This is a genomic window from Microbacterium sp. C448 (assembly GCF_000582705.2).
Lineage (GTDB): Bacteria > Actinomycetota > Actinomycetes > Actinomycetales > Microbacteriaceae > Microbacterium > Microbacterium lacus_A.
This window is the reverse complement of record NZ_HG779595.1, coordinates 1-22,527: the sequence shown is the minus strand read 5'-3', so window position 1 is coordinate 22,527 and position 22,527 is coordinate 1. Positions and strand designations below refer to the sequence as shown.

The 22,527-nt window shown below is 67.1% G+C and carries 22 protein-coding genes; 3 read left to right on the top strand and 19 right to left on the bottom strand.

The window, feature by feature from the left end; all coding sequences use genetic code 11:
* Positions 1-57: 57 nt before the first annotated feature.
* Together dxr and MIC448_RS01345 are read right to left on the bottom strand one after the other, a co-directional pair.
* A complete protein-coding gene (gene dxr, locus MIC448_RS01350) occupies positions 58-1,143 on the bottom strand; it encodes a 1-deoxy-D-xylulose-5-phosphate reductoisomerase (protein ID WP_036294890.1) in 1,086 nt (361 codons plus the stop codon).
* 92 nt (positions 1,144-1,235) lie between these two features.
* A complete protein-coding gene (locus MIC448_RS01345) occupies positions 1,236-2,186 on the bottom strand; it encodes an FKBP-type peptidyl-prolyl cis-trans isomerase (protein WP_036294888.1) in 951 nt (316 codons plus the stop codon).
* Positions 2,187-2,314: 128 nt separating this feature from the next.
* Between MIC448_RS01345 and MIC448_RS01340 the strand changes: the two genes are divergently transcribed.
* Positions 2,315-3,100 (top strand): 1-acyl-sn-glycerol-3-phosphate acyltransferase, encoded by a 786-nt coding sequence (locus MIC448_RS01340; protein WP_036294885.1) that lies wholly within the window; start codon positions 2,315-2,317, stop codon positions 3,098-3,100.
* Between the two features lie 39 nt (positions 3,101-3,139).
* Here MIC448_RS01340 and MIC448_RS01335 read toward each other — a convergent pair whose 3' ends face one another.
* On the bottom strand, positions 3,140-3,613 hold the full coding sequence (locus MIC448_RS01335; RefSeq protein WP_036294882.1) for an OsmC family protein: 474 nt from the start codon (positions 3,611-3,613) through the stop codon (positions 3,140-3,142).
* A gap of 53 nt (positions 3,614-3,666) precedes the next feature.
* Here MIC448_RS01335 and MIC448_RS01330 point away from each other — a divergent pair, with 53 nt between their 5' ends.
* Positions 3,667-4,665: an asparaginase gene (locus MIC448_RS01330; RefSeq protein ID WP_144237952.1), complete on the top strand. Its 999-nt coding sequence runs from the start codon at positions 3,667-3,669 to the stop codon at positions 4,663-4,665.
* Between the two features lie 59 nt (positions 4,666-4,724).
* Entirely contained in the window at positions 4,725-5,840 is a 1,116-nt protein-coding gene (gene ald / locus MIC448_RS01325) for an alanine dehydrogenase (protein ID WP_036294876.1), read from the top strand.
* 19 nt (positions 5,841-5,859) lie between these two features.
* Here the strand turns inward: ald and MIC448_RS01320 are convergent, their stop codons facing one another.
* The 16 genes from MIC448_RS01320 to MIC448_RS01245 form a co-directional block, all read right to left on the bottom strand.
* Positions 5,860-7,410, bottom strand: a complete 1,551-nt coding sequence (locus tag MIC448_RS01320) for an APC family permease (RefSeq protein WP_036294873.1) — start codon at positions 7,408-7,410, stop codon at positions 5,860-5,862.
* Between the two features lie 113 nt (positions 7,411-7,523).
* Positions 7,524-10,322, bottom strand: a complete 2,799-nt coding sequence (locus MIC448_RS01315; RefSeq protein ID WP_051512888.1) for an FtsK/SpoIIIE domain-containing protein — start codon at positions 10,320-10,322, stop codon at positions 7,524-7,526.
* 57 nt (positions 10,323-10,379) lie between these two features.
* Positions 10,380-11,273 (bottom strand): PP2C family serine/threonine-protein phosphatase, encoded by an 894-nt coding sequence (locus tag MIC448_RS01310; RefSeq protein WP_081766106.1) that lies wholly within the window; start codon positions 11,271-11,273, stop codon positions 10,380-10,382.
* Positions 11,274-11,558: 285 nt separating this feature from the next.
* Entirely contained in the window at positions 11,559-12,206 is a 648-nt protein-coding gene (locus MIC448_RS01305; RefSeq protein WP_036294917.1) for a DUF5684 domain-containing protein, read from the bottom strand.
* 99 nt (positions 12,207-12,305) lie between these two features.
* The gene (locus tag MIC448_RS01300; RefSeq protein WP_036294870.1) at positions 12,306-13,073 is read right to left on the bottom strand and encodes a YaaA family protein; all 768 of its coding nucleotides are present in this window, start codon (positions 13,071-13,073) and stop codon (positions 12,306-12,308) included.
* A 90-nt stretch (positions 13,074-13,163) separates the two neighbouring features.
* A complete protein-coding gene (locus MIC448_RS01295; RefSeq protein WP_036294867.1) occupies positions 13,164-13,424 on the bottom strand; it encodes a F0F1 ATP synthase subunit epsilon in 261 nt (86 codons plus the stop codon).
* A 2-nt stretch (positions 13,425-13,426) separates the two neighbouring features.
* Positions 13,427-14,881, bottom strand: a complete 1,455-nt coding sequence (gene atpD / locus MIC448_RS01290; protein ID WP_036294864.1) for a F0F1 ATP synthase subunit beta — start codon at positions 14,879-14,881, stop codon at positions 13,427-13,429.
* Between the two features lie 41 nt (positions 14,882-14,922).
* Positions 14,923-15,825 (bottom strand): F0F1 ATP synthase subunit gamma, encoded by a 903-nt coding sequence (locus tag MIC448_RS01285; protein ID WP_036294861.1) that lies wholly within the window; start codon positions 15,823-15,825, stop codon positions 14,923-14,925.
* Between the two features lie 20 nt (positions 15,826-15,845).
* The gene (gene atpA / locus MIC448_RS01280; protein ID WP_036294857.1) at positions 15,846-17,486 is read right to left on the bottom strand and encodes a F0F1 ATP synthase subunit alpha; all 1,641 of its coding nucleotides are present in this window, start codon (positions 17,484-17,486) and stop codon (positions 15,846-15,848) included.
* Between the two features lie 80 nt (positions 17,487-17,566).
* Positions 17,567-18,373, bottom strand: a complete 807-nt coding sequence (locus tag MIC448_RS01275; RefSeq protein ID WP_036294854.1) for a F0F1 ATP synthase subunit delta — start codon at positions 18,371-18,373, stop codon at positions 17,567-17,569.
* Positions 18,373-18,942 carry a F0F1 ATP synthase subunit B gene (locus MIC448_RS01270; RefSeq protein ID WP_036294851.1) on the bottom strand — a complete coding sequence of 190 codons (570 nt, stop codon included), beginning with the start codon at positions 18,940-18,942 and terminating at the stop codon, positions 18,373-18,375. The genes MIC448_RS01275 and MIC448_RS01270 overlap by 1 nt, the downstream gene beginning before the upstream one ends.
* Positions 18,943-18,971: 29 nt before the next feature.
* On the bottom strand, positions 18,972-19,208 hold the full coding sequence (gene atpE / locus MIC448_RS01265) for a F0F1 ATP synthase subunit C (protein WP_036294846.1): 237 nt from the start codon (positions 19,206-19,208) through the stop codon (positions 18,972-18,974).
* A gap of 43 nt (positions 19,209-19,251) precedes the next feature.
* Entirely contained in the window at positions 19,252-20,043 is a 792-nt protein-coding gene (gene atpB, locus MIC448_RS01260; protein WP_081766105.1) for a F0F1 ATP synthase subunit A, read from the bottom strand.
* Between the two features lie 239 nt (positions 20,044-20,282).
* On the bottom strand, positions 20,283-20,804 hold the full coding sequence (locus tag MIC448_RS01255) for a hypothetical protein (RefSeq protein WP_051512886.1): 522 nt from the start codon (positions 20,802-20,804) through the stop codon (positions 20,283-20,285).
* Entirely contained in the window at positions 20,801-21,976 is a 1,176-nt protein-coding gene (locus MIC448_RS01250) for an MraY family glycosyltransferase (RefSeq protein ID WP_036294843.1), read from the bottom strand. Before MIC448_RS01250 ends, MIC448_RS01255 begins: the two co-directional genes overlap by 4 nt.
* Positions 21,973-22,527: L-threonylcarbamoyladenylate synthase (locus MIC448_RS01245; RefSeq protein WP_036294840.1), on the bottom strand; the 555-nt coding region annotated here is incomplete at its 5' end. The genes MIC448_RS01245 and MIC448_RS01250, both read right to left, overlap by 4 nt.

Sequence of the window (22,527 nt, the reverse complement as noted above, 5' to 3'; positions counted from 1 at the left end):
GTTTCGACCCGTCGCTGAGCTCCTCGCTCAACGAGCGACGACACCGAAACGACTGCCTCAGGATGCAGCGGCGATCGCGGCATCCGCGGTACGGCGAGCCCAGGCCTCGGCGTCGGCGAGGCTCTCTCGGGTGAGGGCATCCGGCGCCTCGTGCGCGTCCACGACGCGCGCCACGGTGTCGACGATGCCGGTGAACCCGAGGCGCCCCTCGTGGAACGCATCCACAGCCTGCTCGTTCGCCGCGTTGTAGACCGCGGGGTAGGTGCCGCCGGCACGACCGACCCGCTTGGCGAGCGCGACCGCGGGAAAAGCCTTCTCGTCGAGCGGCTCGAATGTCCAGGACGTCGCCGTGGTCCAATCGAGCGGGCGCCCGACGCCGCCGACACGGTCGGGCCAATCGAGCCCCAGCGCGATCGGCAGTCGCATGTCGGGCGGCGACGCCTGCGCCAACGTCGAGCCGTCCACGAACTCGACCATCGAGTGCACGATCGACTGCGGGTGCACGACGACGTCGATGTCGTCGTACGGGACATCGAACAGCAGGTGGGCTTCGATGACTTCCAGACCCTTATTGACGAGGGTCGCTGAGTTCGTCGTGACCATCCGGCCCATATCCCACGTCGGGTGCGCGAGCGCCTGAGAGGGCGTCACGGCCTCGAGCTGGGCGCGGGAGCGCCCGCGGAACGGACCGCCGGATGCCGTGAGTACGAGACGCCGCACCTCGTGCGCTGCCCCACCGCGCAAACACTGGGCGATCGCGGAATGCTCCGAATCGACGGGCACGATCTGGCCGGGCGCCGCGATTCGCGACACGAGGTCACCCCCGACGATCAGGGACTCCTTGTTCGCGAGCGCGAGCGTGCGGCCGCACTCCAGCGCTGCGAGCGTGGGCCCGAGGCCCACCGAGCCCGTGATCCCGTTGAGCACGACATCTGTCTCGACATCGCGCACCAGCGCCTCGGCCTCATCCGCTCCCAGCGCGGTGTGCTCCACCCCGAACTCGGCGGCCTGGGCCTCCATCGTCGCGCGATCTGTACCTGCGGCAAGTCCGACGACCTCGAAGCGTCCCGGGTTGGCGCGCACGACGTCAAGCGCCTGCGTGCCGATCGAGCCGGTGGATCCGAGGATGATGATGCGGCGCATCCGGTCAGCCTACCGAGCGGGCACGCAGGTCACTTCGACAGGCTCAGCGACCGTAAGCCCATTCGACAGGCCCGCCGACCGCGCCCGGGGGCTCAGCCCGCGGCGCGCTGCGTGGCGAGGATGTCGACGACGAAGACCAGGGTCTCGTTCTGGAGCTCGTTGCCCTCGACGGCGCCGTAGCCGAACTCGGGCGGGATCACGACGAGGACCTGCGAGCCGACCGTCTGGCCCTCGAGCGCCTGACGGAACCCGTCGACGACTCCGGTGGTCGTGAAGCTCGTGGGCGCGCCGCTCTCCCAGCTGGAGTCGAAGACCGTGCCATCCGACCACTTCACGCCGGTGTACTGCACCAGGACGGTGTCACCCGAGTTCACGGTGGCACCATCACCCTGCTTCAGCACCTCGATGTCGACCGTCGTGGGGGCATCGCCACCCGGGAGGGTGATCGTGGGCGCGCCGTCCTCGGCGAGTTCGACGGTCGGGAAGCCATCCACGGGCGACTGCTCGGCACCCCACGCGGCGAGGGGCGTCACGCCGAGCACGTCGACGACGTACACCTCAGCGCTCAGCGTTTCACCGGTGGTCGAGTCCTCGCTCGCCGGGAAAGTCAGCACGATGCGTGAGCCGATGTTCGCGCATCCCATGATCTGCCCGAAATTGGAGTCGCTCGTGACAGCGGCGGGCAGGATCTCGCCCTCGACGTATCCGACGTCGCCGAGACGCTCGCCGGTGTCGGCCGAGAATGCGCTCAGCGCGTACTCGACGTAGTCGCCCTCTTCGAGCGGGTCGCCGTCGCCCTCGGTGATGACCGTACGCTCCAATTCGGGAACGTCGAGTCCCGTCGTGAAGGTCGCGGTCGATACCGTGCCGGCATCGCCTTCCACCGTTACGGACTCGGACGCATCTCCGGAAGGCGCGGCGACGTCGCACAGCGATCCCGTGCCGGAGGCAGAGGCGTCGGGCGTTCCCGAGCCGGAGCAACCCGCCAGGACGATGGCGGACAGGGCGAGCGCCGACAGGGCGGCGAGCGGGCGAATGCGCACGGATAAACCTCGATGCTGTTCGGGGAAAGACCTCCATCCTGACGGAGGTTTCTTTGACTCACCTGAACGCCCGCACGCGCGGTGCCCGCATTCCCTGACGTGCATGCTTCGCACGATAACCTCGGGCAATGACCGCGGCAGAACCGGAGCCCTCAGGCGCGCCCGAAACTCCCGAACTCGCGCATAGCGAACCCGGGATGGGCTGGACCTACCGATTGGGTCGTACGTTCGTCGCTCCGCTCGCGCGAACGGTCTACCGTCCGATCATCGAGGGCCGCGAGTACGTTCCTCGCGAGGGCGCCGTGATTCTCGCGAGCAACCACCTGTCTTTCATCGACTCGGTCGCCATTCCCGTTGCGGCACCCCGACCCGTGCACTTCCTGGCGAAGTCGTCGTACTTCGAGGGCGCCGGGATGTCCGGATGGTTCCGGCGTGAGTTCTTCTTCGCGATCGGAGCCGTTCCCGTCCAGCGTGGAGCCGGTCAAGCTGCGCTGGATGCCCTCGACCAGCAGCGGGCTCTTCTCGATTCCGGCCGTGCGGTGGCTCTCTACCCCGAGGGCACCCGCTCGCTCGATGGTCGCCTCTACCGCGGTCGGACGGGCGCTGCGTTCCTCGCATTGCAGACCGGCGCCCCCGTCGTGCCTGTGGGACTCATCGGCACGGCCGAGGTCATGCCCGTCGGTGCACGGATGCCGTCGCTCCGCCAGCGGGTGACGGTCCGCTTCGGCGCACCGCTCGATCTCTCCCACCACGGAGCGCCCGAGTCGGGGCGTGCTCGCCGGGGCGCGACGGACGAGATCATGGCGGCAATTCATGCGCTCACGGGTCAGGAACTCGCCGGAACATACAACGAGGCGCCCGCCCAGGGCGCCGTCGAGAAGATCAAGCGCGTTCTTCCGCACGAGCGGCTCTGACCCGCCAGCCGGACACGACGCCGTTCGGATCGCGCAGCGTCAGTCCGCGGCGCTGATGCTCGCCTCGTGGCGCACCGGGAAGTTGACGGAGTTCGCGATGAAACACCACTCGTTCGCGAGCGTGTGCGCCCGATGCGCCTCTTCCAGCATCGAGGCATCCGCGACCACGACCCGCGGCCGCAAAAGCACCTCGGTGAAGGCGCCTCCCCCGCGCCCGTCGAGTGCCATCGTTCCCTCCGCCTCGTCGGAGTAGTCGAGCACGATCACTCCGAGCGTGACGCACGCGTGCAGGTAGCTCAGCAGGTGACACTCCGACAGAGCAGCAACGAGAAGGTCCTCGGGATTCCACTTGGTCGGGTCCCCGCGGAACGGACGATCCGCGGATGCCTCGAGCCCGAGTTTTCCGGCGATCTCGATCGTCACCGACCGGTCGTAGTCGCGGTAGCCACTGGTGCCCGTCCCGCGATCGCCGGTCCAGGTCGTTGACACGCGATAGCGGTGTTCGCCGTTCATACGGGAAGTGTCGCACGCCTCGCCCAGCACGGGCTCGCGATTAGGCTGACCTGGTGTCAAGATCCCTCACCGTTCCGGGCGCCGTCGAACTCGCCACCGTCGATCGCGGCGGCTTCGTCGAATCCCGGCACAGTGGCGTCGCGGTCGTACTCTCGCCCGACGGCACGATCCGTGCCTCCTTCGGCGATGGGGAGGCGGCGCTCCTGCCCCGCTCGAGCCTCAAGCCGCTGCAGGCCGTCGGGATGCTCACGGCGGGCGTCGAACTCGAGGGCGAGCGGCTCGGCCTCGCCACCGCGAGTCACACCGGCACCGATCGCCATGTCGGCGTCGTCCGCGCCATCCTCGAACAGGCCGGATTGACCGAGGATGCCTTGGGCTGCCCGGCCGCGCGCGCGTCGGATCCCGAAACCCGCGACCGCCAGATTCGTGACCTGGATCCCGCGGCCCCCGTCCGGATGAACTGCTCGGGAAAGCACGCCGGAATGCTGCTCACGTGTGTCACGAACGACTGGGACACGGCGGGCTACCTCGACCTCGACCATCCGTTGCAGCGTCATCTGCGCGACACGATCGAACGCCTCACGGGCGAGAAGGTCCAGGCGAGCGTCGTCGACGGATGCGGGGCGCCGATTCATGCGGTGACCCTCAGTGGCCTCGCACGCGGCATTCACCGGATGGGCACGGCATCCGAGCGTTCTCCCTTCGCCCTACACCGTCACGCCGCGGCCGTCGTGCGCGCCGTTCGCGAGAACCCGTGGACGATCGCCGGTCCCGACCAGCCCGACACGCTCATCGCCGAGCGCTTGGGAGTGTTCGCGAAGCTCGGCGCCGAGGGCGTTCAGGTCGCGGTCGCGCCCGATGGCACGACGGTGGCTCTGAAGATGCTCGACGGAGGCCAGCGCGCGGCACCCATCGTCGCCCTCACTCTGCTTCAGACGGCTGGCGCTCTGAGCGCGGCCGATGTCACCCTCGTCGCGAACGATCTGCACCTCGACATACGCGGCGGTTCCGAGATCGTCGGCCGCATCCGCCCCACCGTCGGCGTCTCGTGACGGACGCAAACGTCTGCATCTGACGTCCCGCATTCACCGCCCTCAGGAGGAGAGACCGCATGAGGATCGCCGTTCCGACCGAGGTCAAGAACAACGAGTATCGGGTCGCGCTGACCCCCGCCGGTGCCCACGAACTGGTGCGTGCCGGACACGAGGTGTTGGTCCAGAGCGGTGCCGGAGAGGGATCGTCGCTGCCGGACGCGGAGTATGCCGCGGCGGGCGCGACACTGATCGACGACGCCGACGAGGTGTGGGCAGCAGCCGAGTTGGTATTGAAGGTCAAGGAGCCCGTGGCATCCGAGTATCACCGCTTCCGCTCGGGACTCGTGCTGTTCACCTACCTGCATCTGGCCGCTGACCGTGCGCTGACGGAGCGTCTGCGGGATGACGGGGTCGTCGCGATCGCGTATGAGACCGTCCAGTTGCCGGGCGGCGCCCTCCCCCTTCTCGCGCCGATGAGCGAGGTCGCCGGCCGCTTGGCTCCGACCGTCGGGGCGCACACCCTGCTGAGATCGGAGGGCGGGCTCGGTGTTCTGATGTCGGGTGTTCCGGGGACGCGCCCCGCCCGGGTGACGATCATCGGCGGCGGCGTGGCGGGTGCGAGCGCCGCTGCAGTCGCCGTAGGCCTCGGCGCTGATGTCACGGTCTTCGACACTCAGGTCGCGCGCCTGCGGGAGCTTGACGATCGTTTCGCCGGGCGCGTGAAGACGGCCGCATCCAATCCGCTCGATCTCGACCGGGCGGTGATCGACTCCGATCTCGTGATCGGCGCGGTGCTGGTACCGGGCGCGCGTGCGCCGAAGCTGGTGACCAATGAGATGGTCGCACGCATGCGTCCCGGGAGCGTGCTCGTGGACATCGCCGTGGACCAGGGCGGATGCTTCGAGGACACGCATCCGACGACGCACGCGGACCCCACTTTTCGTGTGCACGGGTCAGTCTTCTATTGCGTGGCGAATATGCCGGGCGCAGTTCCCCATACCTCGACCGCGGCGCTTGCCAACGCGACGCAGCCGTACATCCGTCAGCTCGCGGGCCGCGGGTGGCGCGCGGCGCTGACGGCTGATCCCGCGCTCGCGCACGGCTTGAACGTCGCCGAGGGCCGGATCGTCAACAGGGGCGTGGCGGAGGCGCACGGCCTGCCGTTGGCCCCGCTCGAGGATCTCCTCGGCTGAACTCCCGCCGCGTGCGGTTTTAGGCGAGTCCTCCGTCGATCGAACGCCCGTAGTCGGACGGGTCGTCGGGCACGAGCACCTCGGAGTCGCGGTTGAGCGTCTCACCGCGGAAGAACGGCTTCGAGCGCGGGAACGCGAACCAGATGAACATCAGCACGACGCCGACCGCCAGGGCGCCGATTCCGAGGACGAAGGTGCTTCCGATGCCGAGCAGGGACCCGCTGTATCCGTAGTCGACGTCGTACATGTCGATGGCGGACTGAACGAAGGCGTAGGTGAGCATGAGGGCACCGAGGAGCGGCAGCAGCCCCTTGTAGACGAAGTCGCGCCCCGATCGGAAAAGGTCTTTCCGGAAGTACCAGACGCAGGCGTAGCCGGTGATGCCGTAGTAGAAGGCGATCGCGAGTCCGAGAGAGAGGATCGAGTCCTGCAGGATGTTGTCGCTGATGAGGGTCATGCCGATGTAGTACAGCGACGCGACAACACCCATCACCACGGTCGAGAAGGACGGGGTCTTGTACGTCGGGTGCACCGAGGCGAAACGACGCGGCAGGGCCTTGTAGGCCGCCATGGCGAGGGTGCCGCGAGCGGTGGGAAGGATCGTGGTCTGCGTGGACGAGACGGCCGAGATGAGGACCGCGACGACGAGCACCCACCCGAAGGGGCCGAGCAGGCCGTCTTTGATCGCCAGGAAGAAGTCGTCGGCGTTGGCTTCGTTGCCGAGCCCCGTGCCGTCCGTTCCGAGACCCGCGTACATCATCGCGGCGACCGTAACCGTCACGTAGGTGACGAGCAGGATGACCGTCGTCAGAAGCGCGGCGAGCCCGGGAATGCGCTTGGGGTCCTTCGTCTCTTCGTTGAGCGCCAGGCAGGTGTCCCAGCCCCAGTAGATGAAGAGCGCGAGGAGGACGGCCTCGATGAATCCAGACCAGTCGGTGAACCCGAGGGGGTTGAACCAGGCCCAGTCGAAGGGTGTCGCGTCGGGTGCGGTGCCCGAGAAGAACTGCGTGAGGGCGGCGATGACGAAGATGGCGAGGGCGATGTATTGGATGGCGAGCAGCACGTTCTGCACGCGCTCACCGATCTCGACACCCCGCCAGCTGATCCACGTCATCGCGGCGATGAAGAATACGCCGGTGCCCGTGACGAGCGGAACGTTCTCGGAGAGCGAGCCGTCGCCGATGAGGGACCAGAAGTAAATGGCCGCGATCTGGGCGAGGTTGGCGAGCACGACCATTCCGGCGACGGCCACACCCCAACCGCCCATCCATCCGATGAACGGGCCGAATGCCTTGGTTCCCCAGGTGAAGGTGGTGCCGCAGTCGGGGACGGCTCTGTTCAGCTCGCGGTACGCGAAGGCGATGAAGAGCATCGGGACGAAGGCGATCACGAACGCGATCGGGGCCTGGGCTCCCACGGCGAGCACGACGAAGCCGAGGGTCGCGACGAGCGAGTAGACGGGCGCCGTCGAGGCCAGTCCGATCACCGTCGATCCCCAGAGCCCGAGCGTGCCGGTGGCGAGACCCTTGCCTTCGGGGCGGCGGAGGTCGATCGGAGTGGTGGCGGTCATGTCCACACCTTGGCCGAGCGCACGGCCCCTGCGCAAGTAAAAATCGCGTGGGCGCCTTCCGCCCCCCGTGGGACTCTCCCTCGACACGTGTCCAGCGGTGACCCCGATACCTCTCACGTCACTCCGAGCAGATTCACCCGCACTGGCCGCGAGGCGGGGGCGCACAGCCACGCCCGCCCGGCGCCCGGGCGCGCGTAGGGCGGCAGCGACCGCTCCCCCGCGACGGTCCGCAACTCGGTCGCGCAGTCCGCGTCGATAACCAGGGGATGCCGAGCTCGCAGCTCCTGCAGCAGCCCCCAGCGGGCCAGCCAGTCTTCGCCATCGCCGACGAGAATCTGCGGCTCTCGCGATTCCTCGACGATGTCGGAGATCCGAGATGCCGCGGGGATCTGTCGGAGCAGGCGTACGTCGCGGGAACCGTCCCCACTCGCCCGCAGAGCATCCACAACCGCATCCGTCTGGCGCGTCACGACACCGGTCAGCACCTCGGGGTACCAGTTCGCGAGCCTCGAGGGCGCAGACGACGGGCGCTCGTCGGTCCACGCGAACTGCACGTCCCCGGTCGCCAACCGACCCCGGCCGGGCGGAAGATCGGGCCGGAAGGCGCTGCCTTCGCCGCCCGCCGCGACATGATCCACCCGGGTGCTGAGCGCCAACAGCGCGCGCTGCGGCAACGCATCCACGATCCGAGCCAGTCGCCCCGACAGCGACCGCGCTGTGACGACGAGCCGACCGGCGCGCGCGATCCGGTCCAGTCGTTCGCTCACCGCGACCGAATGGTCGGGCGGAAAGCGCGCGAGAAGGTCGTCCGCGTCATCGATCAGCCACAGCCCGGATTCGTCGGCACCCATGAGCGTGTCCCAGGCCCCCTCGAGATCCTCGGGGACGACGATGGCGTCACCCGCCTGTGCCGCGATGAGCGCGATGATCGACGACTTGCCCGACGCCCCCCGTCCGACGACGGCAAGTCCACCGGTCTCGGCGAGCGCAACCGGGAACTGGCGCTGCCGGGCCGGGTCGTCCGCGAGCGCGAGCAAGACGCCCGCGTCTGCCTCCGAGTGCTCACGCACGGAGCGCTCACGGAGCTGTTCGAGCGTCACCAGGGCCGGAAGCGCCGGAAGCCACGGCGAGCGGGGTGCATCCTGAGTCCGGGTGGAGGCCGCGATGTCTGCGAGATCGGCGATGCTGGTCAGCGCGACTCTCAGGGGATGCGGGGCCGAGTCTCCCGCCCTCCGCACGAAAGCCCGGCCGCTCCCGGGCAACCCGCCAGGCAAACGCGACGCAGAGTCATCACCGATCACCGCGCGGCTGTCGGCAGAGTCCGCGGCGCGTAGCGCAATCCGAAGCGGACAGTTCGCGAGCAGGGCGTCGGGCATGGCGCCCGACACCCGTTGAGACCCGAGCACCAGGTGCATACCGAGCGCGCGTCCCCGGGCCGCGACATCCGCGAAGATCCGATGCAGTCCCTCGTGCTCGGCGAGCAGCGCAGCGAATTCGTCCACGACGATGACGAGCCGCGGCAGATCCACGCGTGGATCCGCAATGTCACGTGCACCGCAGAGGGCGAGTTCGTGCTCGCGCCGCCGCATCTCTGCGCGCAGGCTCGCGATCGCGCGCTCGGCAGAACCGCCATCCAGGTCGGTGATGACACCGGTCACATGGGGTAGGTCGGCGAGTGCGTCGAACGTCATGCCGCCCTTGAAGTCCGCGAGCAGAAAGCTGACCTCTCGCGTCGAGTAGGCGGAGCACAGACCGGCGATCCACGTGGTCAACAGTTCGGACTTGCCGCTGCCCGTTATCCCGGTGATCACCGCATGAGGACCGTCGCGCACGAGATCGACGAGCACGTACCGGTCCCCGTCGCATCCCAGCGCCACCGGCAGGCCACCGGGAGAGCCGACACCCGGCACGTTGCGCAAGGCAGAGAACGTGACCGCCTGATCCGACTCATACCGCCCGTAGAGCTTCTGGCCGCGATCCGTGAGGACTCGGGCCATCGCGCGTGCCTGCGCGTCCGACACGGCCTCGACGGCCAACTCGGTTCGGTCCACCCCGATCACGAGCGTCGCGTCGTCCGGTTCGCGCACGTCCAGGACGACGCCGCATCGGGGATCTATCGTCGACCCCGCGCTCCCCCACGTCAGAAGCACTCCGGTGGGAGCCGGGCCGGCACCGGCCGGGCCGACGACGACCCGCGTCGGACCGTCGCCCCGCTCAGCTTTCGGCAGTGCTCCGCTCGGTGCTTGGTGATGAGGAAGCCCCGACATCCATTCCCATTTGTCAGACCGCGCGCTCTCGATCCGGAGCGTCTCGGGCGTGTGGGTGAGGCAGAGCTGCAGAACGAGTGCTCGGAGGACGGCCAGGGCCAGCGACGGTTCACCGCGTACGGCGATGCCCCCTCGCCAATCGGCCGTCAGAGGCGCATCGGCCAGACGGGCGGATGCACGCCTCAACCGCTCGGCCTCGGGTCGGGATGTGTCGCCCGTCAGCCGCGTCATGCTCGGTCGTCGCCCGTGACCGAGGACGGCGAGGTCGCGCGAGCCCGGCGGTGCGGCTCGCCAGATCTGCTCGGCTCGAAGAGCGAACGCCGCCACATCCGGGTGTTTTGCGCGCAGTTCGCTCCGTTCACGGCTCTGGCGCTCGATCGCGGCGGCTTCGACCTCGGCCAGGGCTCGCGCGTACTCGACCTCGGAGCGTGCCCGCTGCCGACGACCGCTACGGGCATGGTCGATGAGCCCGCCAAGAGCGACAAGTGGACCCAGCAGCGCGAAGAGCAAGGCGAAAGGCGAACCGATGATGGCCCACAAGGCGACCCCGCCGATGAGCGGCACGATGGTCGCCACAACCGGAAATGACGCACGGGTGGGAGCGACTGGGACCGCGGGCAGCGTCAGAGGTTCGTCGAAAGACACGCAACCAGTCAATGCGTGTCATGGCCGGCGTGAACGCCGGATCCCCCGAACTCGGGATCAGGAGGCGGAATCAGCCTCTGGGGAGGACGCGCCCGAAATGGATGTCTGCGGACGTCGTGCGGATCCGCGCTCGGCCGTATCGGTGTCGTCATCGGTGAGGTCGGGTGGCCGCGTCCCCGGCCGCCGCACGTCTACCACGACGATCGAGATGTTGTCGCGGCCGCCGTTGTCGAGGCAAGCCTGCATCATCTGCTCGATCGCGACCTGCGGGTCTTCGTTCTCGAGCAGGAAGTGACGGATGCCGAAGTCCGTGAGCTCCTTGGTCAGACCGTCCGAGCAGATGACGAAGCGATCACCGTCCAGCACGTCGAGTCGGATGTAATCGGGATGAACGCTCTCGCTCGGCCCGACCGCGCGGGTGATCACGTTGCCGTACGGGTGATTCTCGGCCTCTTCGGGACTGAGGCGACCGGAGGCGATCAGCTCCTGGACGACCGAGTGATCCGTGGTGACCTGAGCCAGCGTGCCATCACGCAGCAGGTAGACCCGAGAATCCCCGATATTGAGCGTGACCCAGGTGGGTTCGACGCCCGTGGTCTCGAGGAAGATCCCGGTGACGGTTGTGCCGGTACCGTCATCCGTCGCCTCGGGGTGGGCGATGATGTCCTTCACCGCCCGCGAGAGAGCCTTCTCGATCGACTTCGGATTGATCCGGCCGTCGCGCACCAGATCACCGAGACGATCGACGGCACTCGCACTCGCGATCTCGCCGCCGAGGTGCCCGCCCATCCCGTCCGCGACGATAAAAAGCGGATAGTCGGCGAGGACGGCGTCCTGGTTGAGCTCGCGTCGCATCCCTCGATGCGTCACCGCAGCCCACGAGAGCGAAAGTTCGCCACCGCCCTTGAGCGTCACGGTGCGGCGATCTGCGATCGCGTCGAATTCGGGCACGCGGTCATCCCTCCGATGGGCCAGCGACTCGGTGCGCCGAGATCACGCCGACCGCGCGCGGCGCGGCGCGGCTTACACATCCTAGTAGACCGCTCCCGACCTGCGGATTTCGCTCGACGGTCCAGGCATCACCCTGAGAGGTGACACCGGCAGCCACACCGTGTTCGCTCTGGGCGAACAGGCGTCGTCGGGCAGACGGACGAGTCCGAGCGTGGTGGTAGTGATCGGGTCGCTGGCACGACGAAACCCCCGCCAGGAACAGAGCGGGGGTTTCGACGGTCGTGATTACGGCCGGGGCGCGTTCGGGTCCTCGGGCGCTGCCGGAGGCGCCGGAGGCGCGGCGGGCGGCGGGTACGAGCCCGCCGGGGGCGGGTAGGCGCCGGGCTGGGTGGCCGGGTTGGACGGGAATCCGCCGGCAGGCGTCTGGACGGGGATACCGCTCCAGACCGTCTTGTCGGCGAGGAAGGTGCGCGCCCACGGAGCTGCCGGAATCGCGGTGTTCCAGCGCGACTTGTCGAAGGCCAGGATGCCGAGCCACACGATCGTGAGGAAGAAGTAGAGGATCAGCCAGACGGCTTCCTTCTGGAGCTTCAGCCCCACACGCCACGCAGCCATGAGCGTGTATAGGAAAGCTGCGAGCAGGATCAGCTGCCCGAGGACCGGGACCCAGCTCAACACTCCGCCGGCGAGCCACAGGACAAGCAGCCACCAGGGGTTGAGGTCGCCGAGCTTGACGAAGATCAGGGTGTTGTAGATCGGCACCCAGGCGCGCCACTTGCCCTGGACGCCGGCCTTCTCGAAGATCTTCATGAAGAAAATGGAGCCGATGATGTATCCGGCGAGGGCGATCAAGAGGAAAAGGGGCAGGAGGATGAGCAGGAAGGCGAGCGCTGCTGCACCGGACCCGTCGTCGTAGCTGATGCTCAAAGGCATGATGATATCCATCTGTCGGGGCCTGTCGGCCGCGGTTCGCAACCCATAGGGGCGCGTGTCACATGGTAGCGAGATTCCGAGCGAACATGCAGGAGAATCTCAGGTAACTCCAGATCTTGCTACGACCAGCGACCAGACGCGATCCTCTCCGGGGCGCACATCGATGCCAGCGGCACTCGCCCATCGAGCGAACGCCGCGGCCGTTCGAATGCGCGGCCGATCGAGTGCGAGACGTCGCGTGAGCTCACCCTTCGCGTGCTTGTTGAAGTGATTGAGTGCCCGCACCGATCCCCCCTCGTCCGACGCCGTGACGACACGCAGGTAAACCGACGGCGTCGACGGCGGGAGGGGCCCCAGGGCGACATACGCCTCAGACCGAAGATCCAGGACGAACGAAGCGCCGGATGCCTCGACCGCGGCCGTGACCGCGGCTGCCCAGTGTCGGCGGAGAGGCCCGAGCGCCGGCATCGACGCGGTCGCGCCCAGACGGTAGGCGGGAATCGGATCGAGCGCACCGACGGGGCCGAACGGAGCGCTGTGGATCATGACGTGGCTGCCGAGCCAGCGCCGCGCGGCCGGGCCGAGCTCTCCTGCCGCGAGGGCGTCGTAGAGGACGCCGGTGTACCGGTCGACGGCGGCCATGACCGGTGCCATCCGCAACGCGGAATTCACCTCGATCTCGCCGAGTTGGCGCGGACCCAATCCGAGCACGCGCGCGGCCAGAGCGGAATCGCTCGATAACTCGACAAGAGCGTCGATGGCCTTCTGCCGTGAGGGCATCAGGGAAGGTAGCGCAAGCGCGCTCAGGTCGAGGGATCCTGTGCCGCCGGGCCTCTTGGTCTCGGATGGGGGAAGCAGGATCAGCACGAAGACTCCGGAGCGCGGGATGCGGGTGAGGGATCACGAACGAACGAAGGCGAGGAGCCCCATGGGCCCCTCGCCTTCATGCCGTCGGAATTAGCTGACCAGCGCCGCGTTGCCCGCAACGATGGTGAGCTCGTCGCCCTCCATCGAGAGGAATCCGTCCTGCGCGCTGGCGAGGACCTTCGAGCCGTCGGGCTGCGTGATGCGCACCTGGCCCTCGGCAAGGATCGCGAGGATCGGTTCGTGACCAGCCATCAGACCGATCTCGCCTTCGACCGTCTTGGCGATGACCAGCGTCGCCTCGCCGGACCACACCTCCGCGTCCGCGGAGACCAGGCTCACGTTGACGGGCATGTTCAGCCGTTTTCCTTCTGGATCTGCGCCCAACGCTCTTCGACGTCGCCGATACCGCCGACGTTGAAGAAGGCCTGCTCGGCCACGTGGTCGAAGTCACCCTTGACGATCGCGTCGAACGACTCGATGGTCTCCTTGATCGGAACCGTCGAACCCTCGACACCGGTGAACTTCTTCGCCATGTAGGTGTTCTGCGAGAGGAACTGCTGGATGCGGCGTGCACGCGACACGACGACCTTGTCCTCTTCCGAGAGCTCGTCGACACCGAGGATCGCGATGATCTCCTGCAGTTCCTTGTTCTTCTGCAGGATCTGCTTCACGGCGGTCGCCACACGGTAGTGGTCGGCACCGATGTAGCGCGGGTCGAGGATACGGCTCGTCGACGTCAGCGGGTCGACGGCCGGGTACAGACCCTTCGACGCGATCTCGCGCGAGAGCTCGGTCGTGGCGTCGAGGTGGGCGAACGTCGTCGCGGGCGCCGGGTCGGTGTAGTCGTCGGCGGGGACGTAGATCGCCTGGAGCGAGGTGATCGAGTGACCACGCGTCGAGGTGATGCGCTCCTGGAGAACACCCATCTCGTCGGCGAGGTTCGGCTGGTATCCCACGGCAGACGGCATACGGCCGAGCAGCGTCGAAACCTCGGAACCGGCCTGCGTGAAGCGGAAGATGTTGTCGATGAAGAGCAGCACGTCCTGCTTCTGCACGTCGCGGAAGTACTCCGCCATCGTCAGCGCCGACAGGGCGACGCGCAGACGCGTTCCCGGCGGCTCGTCCATCTGGCCGAAGACGAGGGCCGTCTTCTCGAAGACACCCGCCTCTTCCATCTCGTGGATCAGGTCGTTGCCCTCACGGGTGCGCTCGCCGACACCGGCGAACACGGAGACACCACCGTGGTCCTGCGCGACGCGCTGGATCATTTCCTGGATGAGGACCGTCTTGCCGACACCGGCACCTCCGAAGAGGCCGATCTTTCCACCCAGCACGTACGGCGTGAGCAGGTCGATGACCTTGATGCCGGTCTCGAACATCTGCGTCTTCGACTCGAGCTGGTCGAAGTTCGGGGCCTTGCGGTGGATGCCCCAGCGCTCGGTGATCTCGATCTTCTCGCCCGGCTTGGCGTTGAGGACCTCGCCGATGACGTTGAACACCTTGCCCTTGGTGACATCGCCGACGGGCACCGTGATGGGGCCGCCGGTGTTGCGCACCTCCTGGCCACGGACGAGGCCGTCCGTGGGCTTCAGGGCAATGGCGCGAACGAGGTCGTCACCCAGGTGCTGGGCGACCTCGAGCGTCAGCTCGGTCGACTCTTCGCCGATCGTGATCGTGGTCTTCAGCGCGTTGTAGATGTCGGGGATCGCGTCGTGCGGGAACTCGATGTCGACGACGGGACCGTTGACGCGCGCTACGCGCCCGACGACCGCGGTCTCCGTCGTTTCGGCGGTGGCGGTGGGGGTCATGGTCTTCTTCTCTTTCGTGTGGGCTTACGTGCTCGAGATGCTTATTTACTCGAAGCCAGGGCGTCGGCGCCGCCGACGATCTCGGCGATCTGCTGCGTGATTTCTGCCTGGCGCGCGTTGTTGCGCAGACGTGTGTACGTCGTGATGAGCTTGTCGGCGTTGTCGCTGGCCGACTTCATCGCCTTCTGCGTTGCGGCATGCTTTGCGGCAGACGACTGCAGGAGGGCGTTGAAGACGCGGCTCTGGATGTAGACGGGCAGAAGCGCGTCGAGAACCGTCTCGGGGTCGGGCTCGAACTCGTACAGCGGGTAGACCGCGTGCGAGTCGGGCTGGGATGCATCCGACTCGACAACCTCGAGGGGCAGCAGACGAACGGTTTCGGCCGACTGCACCATCATGCTGACGAAGCGGTTGTAGACGAGGTGGATCTCATCGACGCCATCCGTGTCTCCGCCACGACGATACGAATCGAGCAGCTCGGCGCTGATCTTCTCGGCGGTCGTGAACTGCGGGGTGTCGGTGTCGCCGATCCACTGCGCCGCGCTCGCGAGCTTGCGGAACTGGAAATAGCCGACGGCCTTGCGCCCGACGAGGAAGTACGTGACTTCCTTGCCCTGCGAACGCAGGAGGGCAGCGAGTTCGAGGCCCTCACGCAGGATCTGGGAGTTGAACGCTCCCGCGAGCCCGCGGTCCGAGGTGAAGATGACGACGGCCGACCGGCGGATGACCGGGCGTTCCGTCGTGAGCGGGTGTTCGACGTTGGAGTGGGTCGCGACCGCCGAGACGGCCCGCGTCACGGCGCGCGCGAAAGGTGAGGACGCCTTGACGCGCGCCATCGCCTTCTGAATGCGCGAAGCCGCGATCAGCTCCATCGCTTTGGTGATCTTCTTGGTCGTCTGAGCAGAAGAGATCTTCTGCTTGTAGACCCGTAGTTGTGCGCCCATGGTTTCGCTGTCGCGTCTCCTTAGCCCCGGCGGCCCTTGACGATGCGCTCCTGGTTGACGTCCTCGGCCTCCGCGGCCTCGACCTCTTCGTGTCCGGGAGCGGAAATGCTCTGGCCCTTGCCACCCTGGAACTCGAGGGTGAAGGCGTCGACCTGCTTGTCGAGCTCGGCCAGGGTGTCATCGTCCAGCACGTTGGTCGTGCGGAGCGTGGTCAGGATTTCGGTGTTGCGTCGCAGGTGATCCAGCAACTCGCTCTCGAACCGCAGCACGTCCTCGACGGCGATCGTGTCGAGCTTGCCGTTGGTGCCGGCCCAGATCGAGACAACCTGGTCCTCGACCGGGTAGGGCGAGTACTGCGGCTGCTTCAGCAGCTCCGTCAGGCGGGCGCCACGTGCCAGCTGGCGACGCGACGTCGCGTCGAGGTCGCTCGCGAACATCGCGAAGGCCTCGAGCGAGCGGTACTGGGCGAGCTCGAGCTTGAGCGTTCCCGAGACCTTCTTGATCGACTTGACCTGTGCGTCACCACCGACACGCGAGACAGAGATACCCACGTCGACCGCGGGACGCTGGTTGGCGTTGAACAGGTCGGACTGCAGGAAGATCTGGCCGTCGGTGATCGAGATCACGTTGGTCGGGATGTACGCCGAGACGTCGTTCGCCTTGGTCTCGATGATCGGAAGACCGGTCATCGATCCCGCGCCGAGTTCGTCGGAGAGCTTCGCACAACGCTCCAGCAGACGGGAGTGCAGGTAGAAGACGTCACCCGGGTAGGCCTCGCGGCCCGGCGGGCGGCGCAGCAAGAGGGAGACGGCGCGGTAGGCCTCGGCCTGCTTCGACAGGTCATCGAAGATGATCAGGACGTGCTTGCCGCCGTACATCCAGTGCTGACCGATGGCCGAACCCGTGTAGGGCGCGAGGTACTTGAAGCCGGCGGGGTCGGACGCGGGCGCGGCGACGATGGTGGTGTACTCCATCGCTCCGGCGTCCTCGAGCGCGCCCTTGACGGCGGCGATCGTGGAGCCCTTCTGGCCGATGGCGACGTACACGCAGCGAACCTGCTTGTTCTCGTCGCCCGACGCCCAGTTGTCCTTCTGATTGATGATCGTGTCGATCGCGATGGCCGTCTTACCGGTCTGACGGTCGCCGATGATCAGCTGACGCTGACCACGGCCGATCGGGATCATCGCGTCGATGGCCTTGATGCCGGTCTGCATGGGCTCGTGCACCGACTTGCGCTGCATGACGCCGGGGGCCTGGAGCTCAAGAGCACGACGCCCCTCGGTTGCGACCGGGCCGAGACCGTCGATCGGGTTGCCGAGCGGGTCGACCACGCGGCCCAGGTAGCCGTCGCCGACGGCGACCGAGAGGACCTCGCCCGTGCGGGTGACCTGTCCACCGGCTTCGATGCCCGAGAACTCGCCCAGGATGACGACACCGATCTCGTGCTCGTCGAGCGTCTGCGCGAGACCCTGCGTGCCGTCCTCGAAAATCAGGAGCTCGTTCGCCATGACGCCGGGCAGGCCCTCGACGTGGGCGATGCCGTCCGCGGCGTCGACAACCGTGCCGACCTCGGTCGCGGCGGCGCCCGTGGGCTCGTACGCTGCGGCGAAGTCCTTCAGCGCGTCACGGATGACGTCGGGGCTGATCGATAGTTCTGCCATTGTCTTCCTCTATCTTGAGAGTTCTGTCTGGTGCGAAGCTCGCGCTGCGCGTTCCGCACGGGGTGCGGGAATCCTGGGTGTCAGCCCGCCAACCGCTGGCGGAGTTCCGCGAGGCGAGCCGAGACGGATGCGTCGATGACATCGTCCGCGATCTGCACGCGCAGGCCCCCGACGACGGCCTCGTCGACCACCGTGTTCAGGGATACGTCGCGGCCGTACTTCGCGCTCAGCAGGCGAATCAGCTGCGCCGCCTGCGCGTCCGTGAGGGGCGTGGCCGTCGTGACGGTCGCAACCGTCCGGTTCAGCTCGTCCGAGACGATCCGCATGGTGCGCGAGAGCGACTCGCGGATGCGGCGCTCCCCCGGCTGCTGCACGATCGACGAGACGATCAGGGCGGTGCCCGCGCTGACGCGACCGGCGAGCAGCGTGTCGACGAGCGCGCCCTTCGCGGTCGCGTCGCCGAGGCGGCTGCCGAGCGCGAGCTCGAGCTCCGGATTCGCCGTGACCGTCCGCGAGAACGAGAACAACTCGCCCTCGATGTCGGAGGCACTCGTCGTGCCCGCACCCGCCGAGATCGCCACGACGCGGATCGCGAGCTCTTCGATTCCGGCGATCAGATCGGCGGCCGAAGACCACCGCTGCTCGACGGCGAACGCGAGAAGGGAGACGCTCGTCGGTGCGAACGTCGCGCCGAAGACATCCTCGACGACCTTCCGACGCGACTGCGGCGATGCCGACGGGTCGGCGAGCGCACCGCTCAGGTGCGACGAAGAACCGACGACCCGTGCCGAGTGGAAGAGCTGGCTCGCGACGGCGAGATCGAGGCCCTTCGCACCGGCAAGCTCGGCGTTCGTCGCGCGCTGCGCCTGAGTGGTCGCGCTGCCCATTACTCGGCCTTCCCCGCAGCAGCCTTTTCGGATGCCTCGAGCTCGGCCAGGAAGCGGTCGACCACGGACTTCGCCTTCGCGTCGTCGGAGAGCGTCTCTCCGATGACTCCGCCGGCGAGGTCGAGCGCGAGCGTTCCCACCTCGGAACGCAGCGAGACGAGTGCGCCCTGGCGCTCGGCTTCGATCTGCGCGTGCGCCGTCGCGGTCTGACGCGCGGCCTCGGCGGCTGCGGCGTCCTTGGCCTCGGCGAGAATGCGCTTGCCGTCCTCACGGGCGGCCTCGCGGATCTCACCGGCCTCGCGGCGGGCGTCGGCCAGCTGCGCGGTGTACTCCTGCAGCGCTGCCTCGGCCTGCTTCTGCGCCTCGTCAGCCTTCGCGATGTTGCCCTCGATCGCGGCGGACCGCGCGTCGAGCAGCGCCGTCATCCGCGGAAGGATGACACGCCAGAACACCAGCAGGATGACGACGAAGCACACCGCAGACCAGACGATGTCGTACATCGCCGGAATGAGCGGGCTGGGCGCCTCGCCCTTGCCTTCAGCGGCAAGAGTGACAAGAGCGTTCAGCATCCTGTCTCCTTAAGTGAGGGTCTGATGGCTTAGAAGCCGAAGATGAAGCCGGTCGCGATACCGATGAAGGCGAGCGCCTCGGTGAACGCGATACCGATGAACATCAGGACCTGAAGGCGGCCGGCCAGTTCGGGCTGACGCGCGACGCCCTCGATGGTCTTGCCGACGACGATGCCCACGCCGATGGCCGGGCCGATCGCGGCGAGGCCGTATCCGACGGTCGCGACGGAGCCGGTGACCTGGGCGAGAACCGTAGTTGCATCCACGGGTATGTTTCCTTTCGGTGAGGGGCGGCGGTTGCCGACCCGATCAGTGCTCTTCCGCCACCGCGAGCTGGATGTAGACCGCGGAGAGGATGGTGAAAACGTAAGCCTGGAGGAACGCCACCAGGATTTCGAAGAGGGTGAAGGCGAACCCGAACGCGAGCGTTCCGACGCCGAGCAACGACCAGAAGCCGCCGAGCGAGAAGATGAAGAACTGCGTCGCCGCGAAGAACAGCACCAGCATGAGGTGCCCGACGATCATGTTCATCAAGAGTCGGAGCGTCAGCGTGACGGGCCGGATGATGAAGGTCGAGAGGAACTCGAGCGGGATGATGATGATGTACAGCGGCCACGGCACGCCCGAGGGCATCAGCGAGTTCTTGAAGAAGTTGCCCGGGCTCTTGCGCACACCCGCATAGATGAACATGACGTACGCCACGATCGCGAGGAGCAGCGGCATGGCGATGACGCTCGTGCCGGCGATGTTCAGGAACGGGATGACTCCCGTGATGTTCATGAACAGGATCAGGAAGAAGAACGTCGTGAGGATCGGCAGGAACCGGTTGCCGTCCTTGCGTCCGAGCAGGTCGTGCGCGATGTTGACGCGGACGAAGTCCAGGCCCATCTCGACGACGCTCTGGAACCGTCCGGGAACGACCTTCATGCGGCGTGTGCCGACCAGGAAGACGACGATCAGGACGACGGTCGCGAGAATCTGGATCAGGTTGATGCGCGTGAGCGCGAACCAGGTTCCCTCGAAAAGGACGGCGTCAGGGAAGAACTCCCAGATCGACGGCGGATGGAATCCACCATCGTCAGTGCTTGCGGTGGCGATCAAAGTCGCGGCTTGAGTCAACTGCGCTGGCTCCAGCTTCGGGGGCACCGGTCGAGACCGATGCGACGGGAATGGTGAGAGTCAACCGCGGCGGTGCACGTCACTGTGTATCGGTGAGACTGCGGAAAAGACTGCCGAAAAAATGTCTAACGACGGTGTCTGTTACGACTGTGTCTGTCACGAACCTCAGTTCGATGCACGGCCCAGGGGAACGCCTCAACCCTATCAAGGATCTGGGCAGGTCACGAATCCGCGGGCGGCTTCGTGATGGCCTGCGGGGTTTCAGGGGCACTGCTATCCCCCGGCAACGTCACATCGCTCACGTACGGCAGTCGCATCCGCAGCATGACGACGACGTCCACCACGAGCGAGGCGACGATTCCGGCGACCAGTCCGATGAAGAAGACGGGCGGGACGATCCACTCCTGCCCGCGCAGCACCAGCAGGACGACGATGAATACGACGAACTTCAGCAGCCAGCCGCCCAGCACGATGCCGAAGAAGATCGGGACGAAGAGGGGGTCGCCGAACCAGCGGTTGGCGATCAGGATGCTGATGGCCGTGATGCCGAGGAAGACGGCGGCGGTCAGCACCCCCGAGAGGGCGCTCAGCGCCCCGTCCGCCTGGGCCACGCTGAAGCCGACGAGTACGCCCACGACGATGAGGGCCGCCGTGAGTATCACGCTCCAGCGCAGTGTCGCGGCGAGAATGGGCGTGCTGGCGACGACCCGGTCCGAGGGCGGGGATGAGCGTGTCTTCTTCATGGCAGTTCCTCCACGGGGGTCAGAATCTCTTCGGCGGTGCGGGGGTCCGCCTCACGCCGGCGGCGCCTCGAGGGCATGAACGTCAGGACGAGGCACGCCGCGGCGCCGATCGCGGCGAAGCCGACCCCGATCCAGTAGGACAGTTGGTTGCGCTCGGCGATGAACATGAGCAGCACCGCGAGGCTGATGACCGCGGTCCAGGCGTAGAAGATCAGCACGGCGTCGCGGTCGCTGTGGCCCATGTCGAGCATGCGGTGATGCAGGTGCTTGCGGTCGGGCGAGAACGGGCTCTTGCCCGCGCGCAGGCGGCGCAGCACCGCCATCCCGAAATCGAGCAGGGGCAGCAACACGACGACGACGGGCAGCACGATCGGAATGAAGGCACCGAGCAGCTGCGAGCGGCCGATGTCCTCCGGGTCGAGAGCGCCCGGCGGGATGGCGCCCGTGATCGCGATCGCCGATGTCGCCATGAGCAGGCCGAGCAGCAGAGCACCCGAGTCGCCCATGAAGAGCTTCGCCGGACTCCAGTTGAGGGGCAGGAAGCCGAGGCACGCGCCCACGAGCACGGCGGCGATGAACGTGGCGAGCGAGAAGTTGTTCGTCGCGAACTCGCGCAGCAACAGATAGGAGTAGACGAAGAACACACCGTTTGCGATCAGGCACACGCCTGCGACGAGGCCATCCAACCCGTCGATGAAGTTGACCGCGTTCATCACGATGACGATCGAGAAAACGGTCAGGGTGAAACTGACCCAGCTCGAACCGACCGTAAGGCCGCCGATGGGCAGCGAATAGATCTGCAGACCCCCAACGCCCGCAATCAGGCCGGCCGCGAGAAACTGGGCGCCGAGCTTGATGAGCCAGTCGAGATCCCACAGGTCGTCAACCACGCCGACGATGACGATCAACAGCATCGCGCCGAGGATCCCGTAGATCTGCTGCGGGACGAACCAGAACGGATTGAAGAAGTCGTTCGCGCGCGACACGACGAAGGCGGCGACGATGCCGAAGAACATCGCGACTCCGCCGAGCCGTGGCGTCGGGGTCTTGTGGACATCGCGCTCCCGGATACCGGGATACAGCTTGAAACGCATGCTGAGCTGCCATACCGCCCATGACAGAACGAACGTCAGGAACGCCGTGAAGAGGATCGTGAAGATGTACTGCTTCACGCGCCGACATCCGGTTCGAGCGAGTCGCCCAGCAGCTCGCGCAACCGTTCGGTCGACACGGCGCCCTCGCGAAGAACCCGCACCCGAGCATCCTTCTCCCGGCGAGCCAGGGCCGTCGCATCGATGATCGTCGAGGCCACACCCGTGCTCGAGGGACCGTCGTCGAGATACACCTTGACGCTCGAGCGCAGCATCCGCTCGGCTTCGAGAACGGAGGTCGCGGCCGGACGGCCCGTGAGGTTGGCGCTCGAAACCGCGAGCGGCCCGGCGTCCTGGATGAGGTCGAGGGTGACGCGGTTATCGGGCATCCGCACGGCGACCGTGCCGTGCGTCTCGCCGAGATCCCACGCGAGCGAGGGCTGGCTGGGCAGCACGATCGTCAGACCACCTGGCCAGAACTCACCGATGAGCTGTTCGATCGACTCGGGGACCTCACTGACGAGTGCGGCAAGCATCGGCGCGCCCGAAACGAGCACGGGCGGAGGCGATTGGCGACCGCGCCCCTTGGCGGCGAGCAGGCTCGCGACGGCCGCCGGGCTGAAGGCATCCGC

Bases quoted from the DNA above. Each gene is read 5' to 3' on its own strand.
- dxr (WP_036294890.1), bottom strand. From the start codon at position 1,143: ATGCGCCGCATCATCATCCTCGGATCCACCGGCTCGATCGGCACGCAG.
- MIC448_RS01340 (WP_036294885.1), top strand. From the start codon at position 2,315: ATGACCGCGGCAGAACCGGAGCCCTCAGGCGCGCCCGAAACTCCCGAA.
- MIC448_RS01335 (WP_036294882.1), bottom strand. From the start codon at position 3,613: ATGAACGGCGAACACCGCTATCGCGTGTCAACGACCTGGACCGGCGAT.
- ald (WP_036294876.1), top strand. From the start codon at position 4,725: ATGAGGATCGCCGTTCCGACCGAGGTCAAGAACAACGAGTATCGGGTC.
- MIC448_RS01320 (WP_036294873.1), bottom strand. From the start codon at position 7,410: ATGACCGCCACCACTCCGATCGACCTCCGCCGCCCCGAAGGCAAGGGT.
- MIC448_RS01305 (WP_036294917.1), bottom strand. From the start codon at position 12,206: ATGCCTTTGAGCATCAGCTACGACGACGGGTCCGGTGCAGCAGCGCTC.
- MIC448_RS01295 (WP_036294867.1), bottom strand. From the start codon at position 13,424: ATGCCCGTCAACGTGAGCCTGGTCTCCGCGGACGCGGAGGTGTGGTCC.
- atpD (WP_036294864.1), bottom strand. From the start codon at position 14,881: ATGACCCCCACCGCCACCGCCGAAACGACGGAGACCGCGGTCGTCGGG.
- MIC448_RS01285 (WP_036294861.1), bottom strand. From the start codon at position 15,825: ATGGGCGCACAACTACGGGTCTACAAGCAGAAGATCTCTTCTGCTCAG.
- atpA (WP_036294857.1), bottom strand. From the start codon at position 17,486: ATGGCAGAACTATCGATCAGCCCCGACGTCATCCGTGACGCGCTGAAG.
- MIC448_RS01275 (WP_036294854.1), bottom strand. From the start codon at position 18,373: ATGGGCAGCGCGACCACTCAGGCGCAGCGCGCGACGAACGCCGAGCTT.
- MIC448_RS01270 (WP_036294851.1), bottom strand. From the start codon at position 18,942: ATGCTGAACGCTCTTGTCACTCTTGCCGCTGAAGGCAAGGGCGAGGCG.
- MIC448_RS01255 (WP_051512886.1), bottom strand. From the start codon at position 20,804: ATGAAGAAGACACGCTCATCCCCGCCCTCGGACCGGGTCGTCGCCAGC.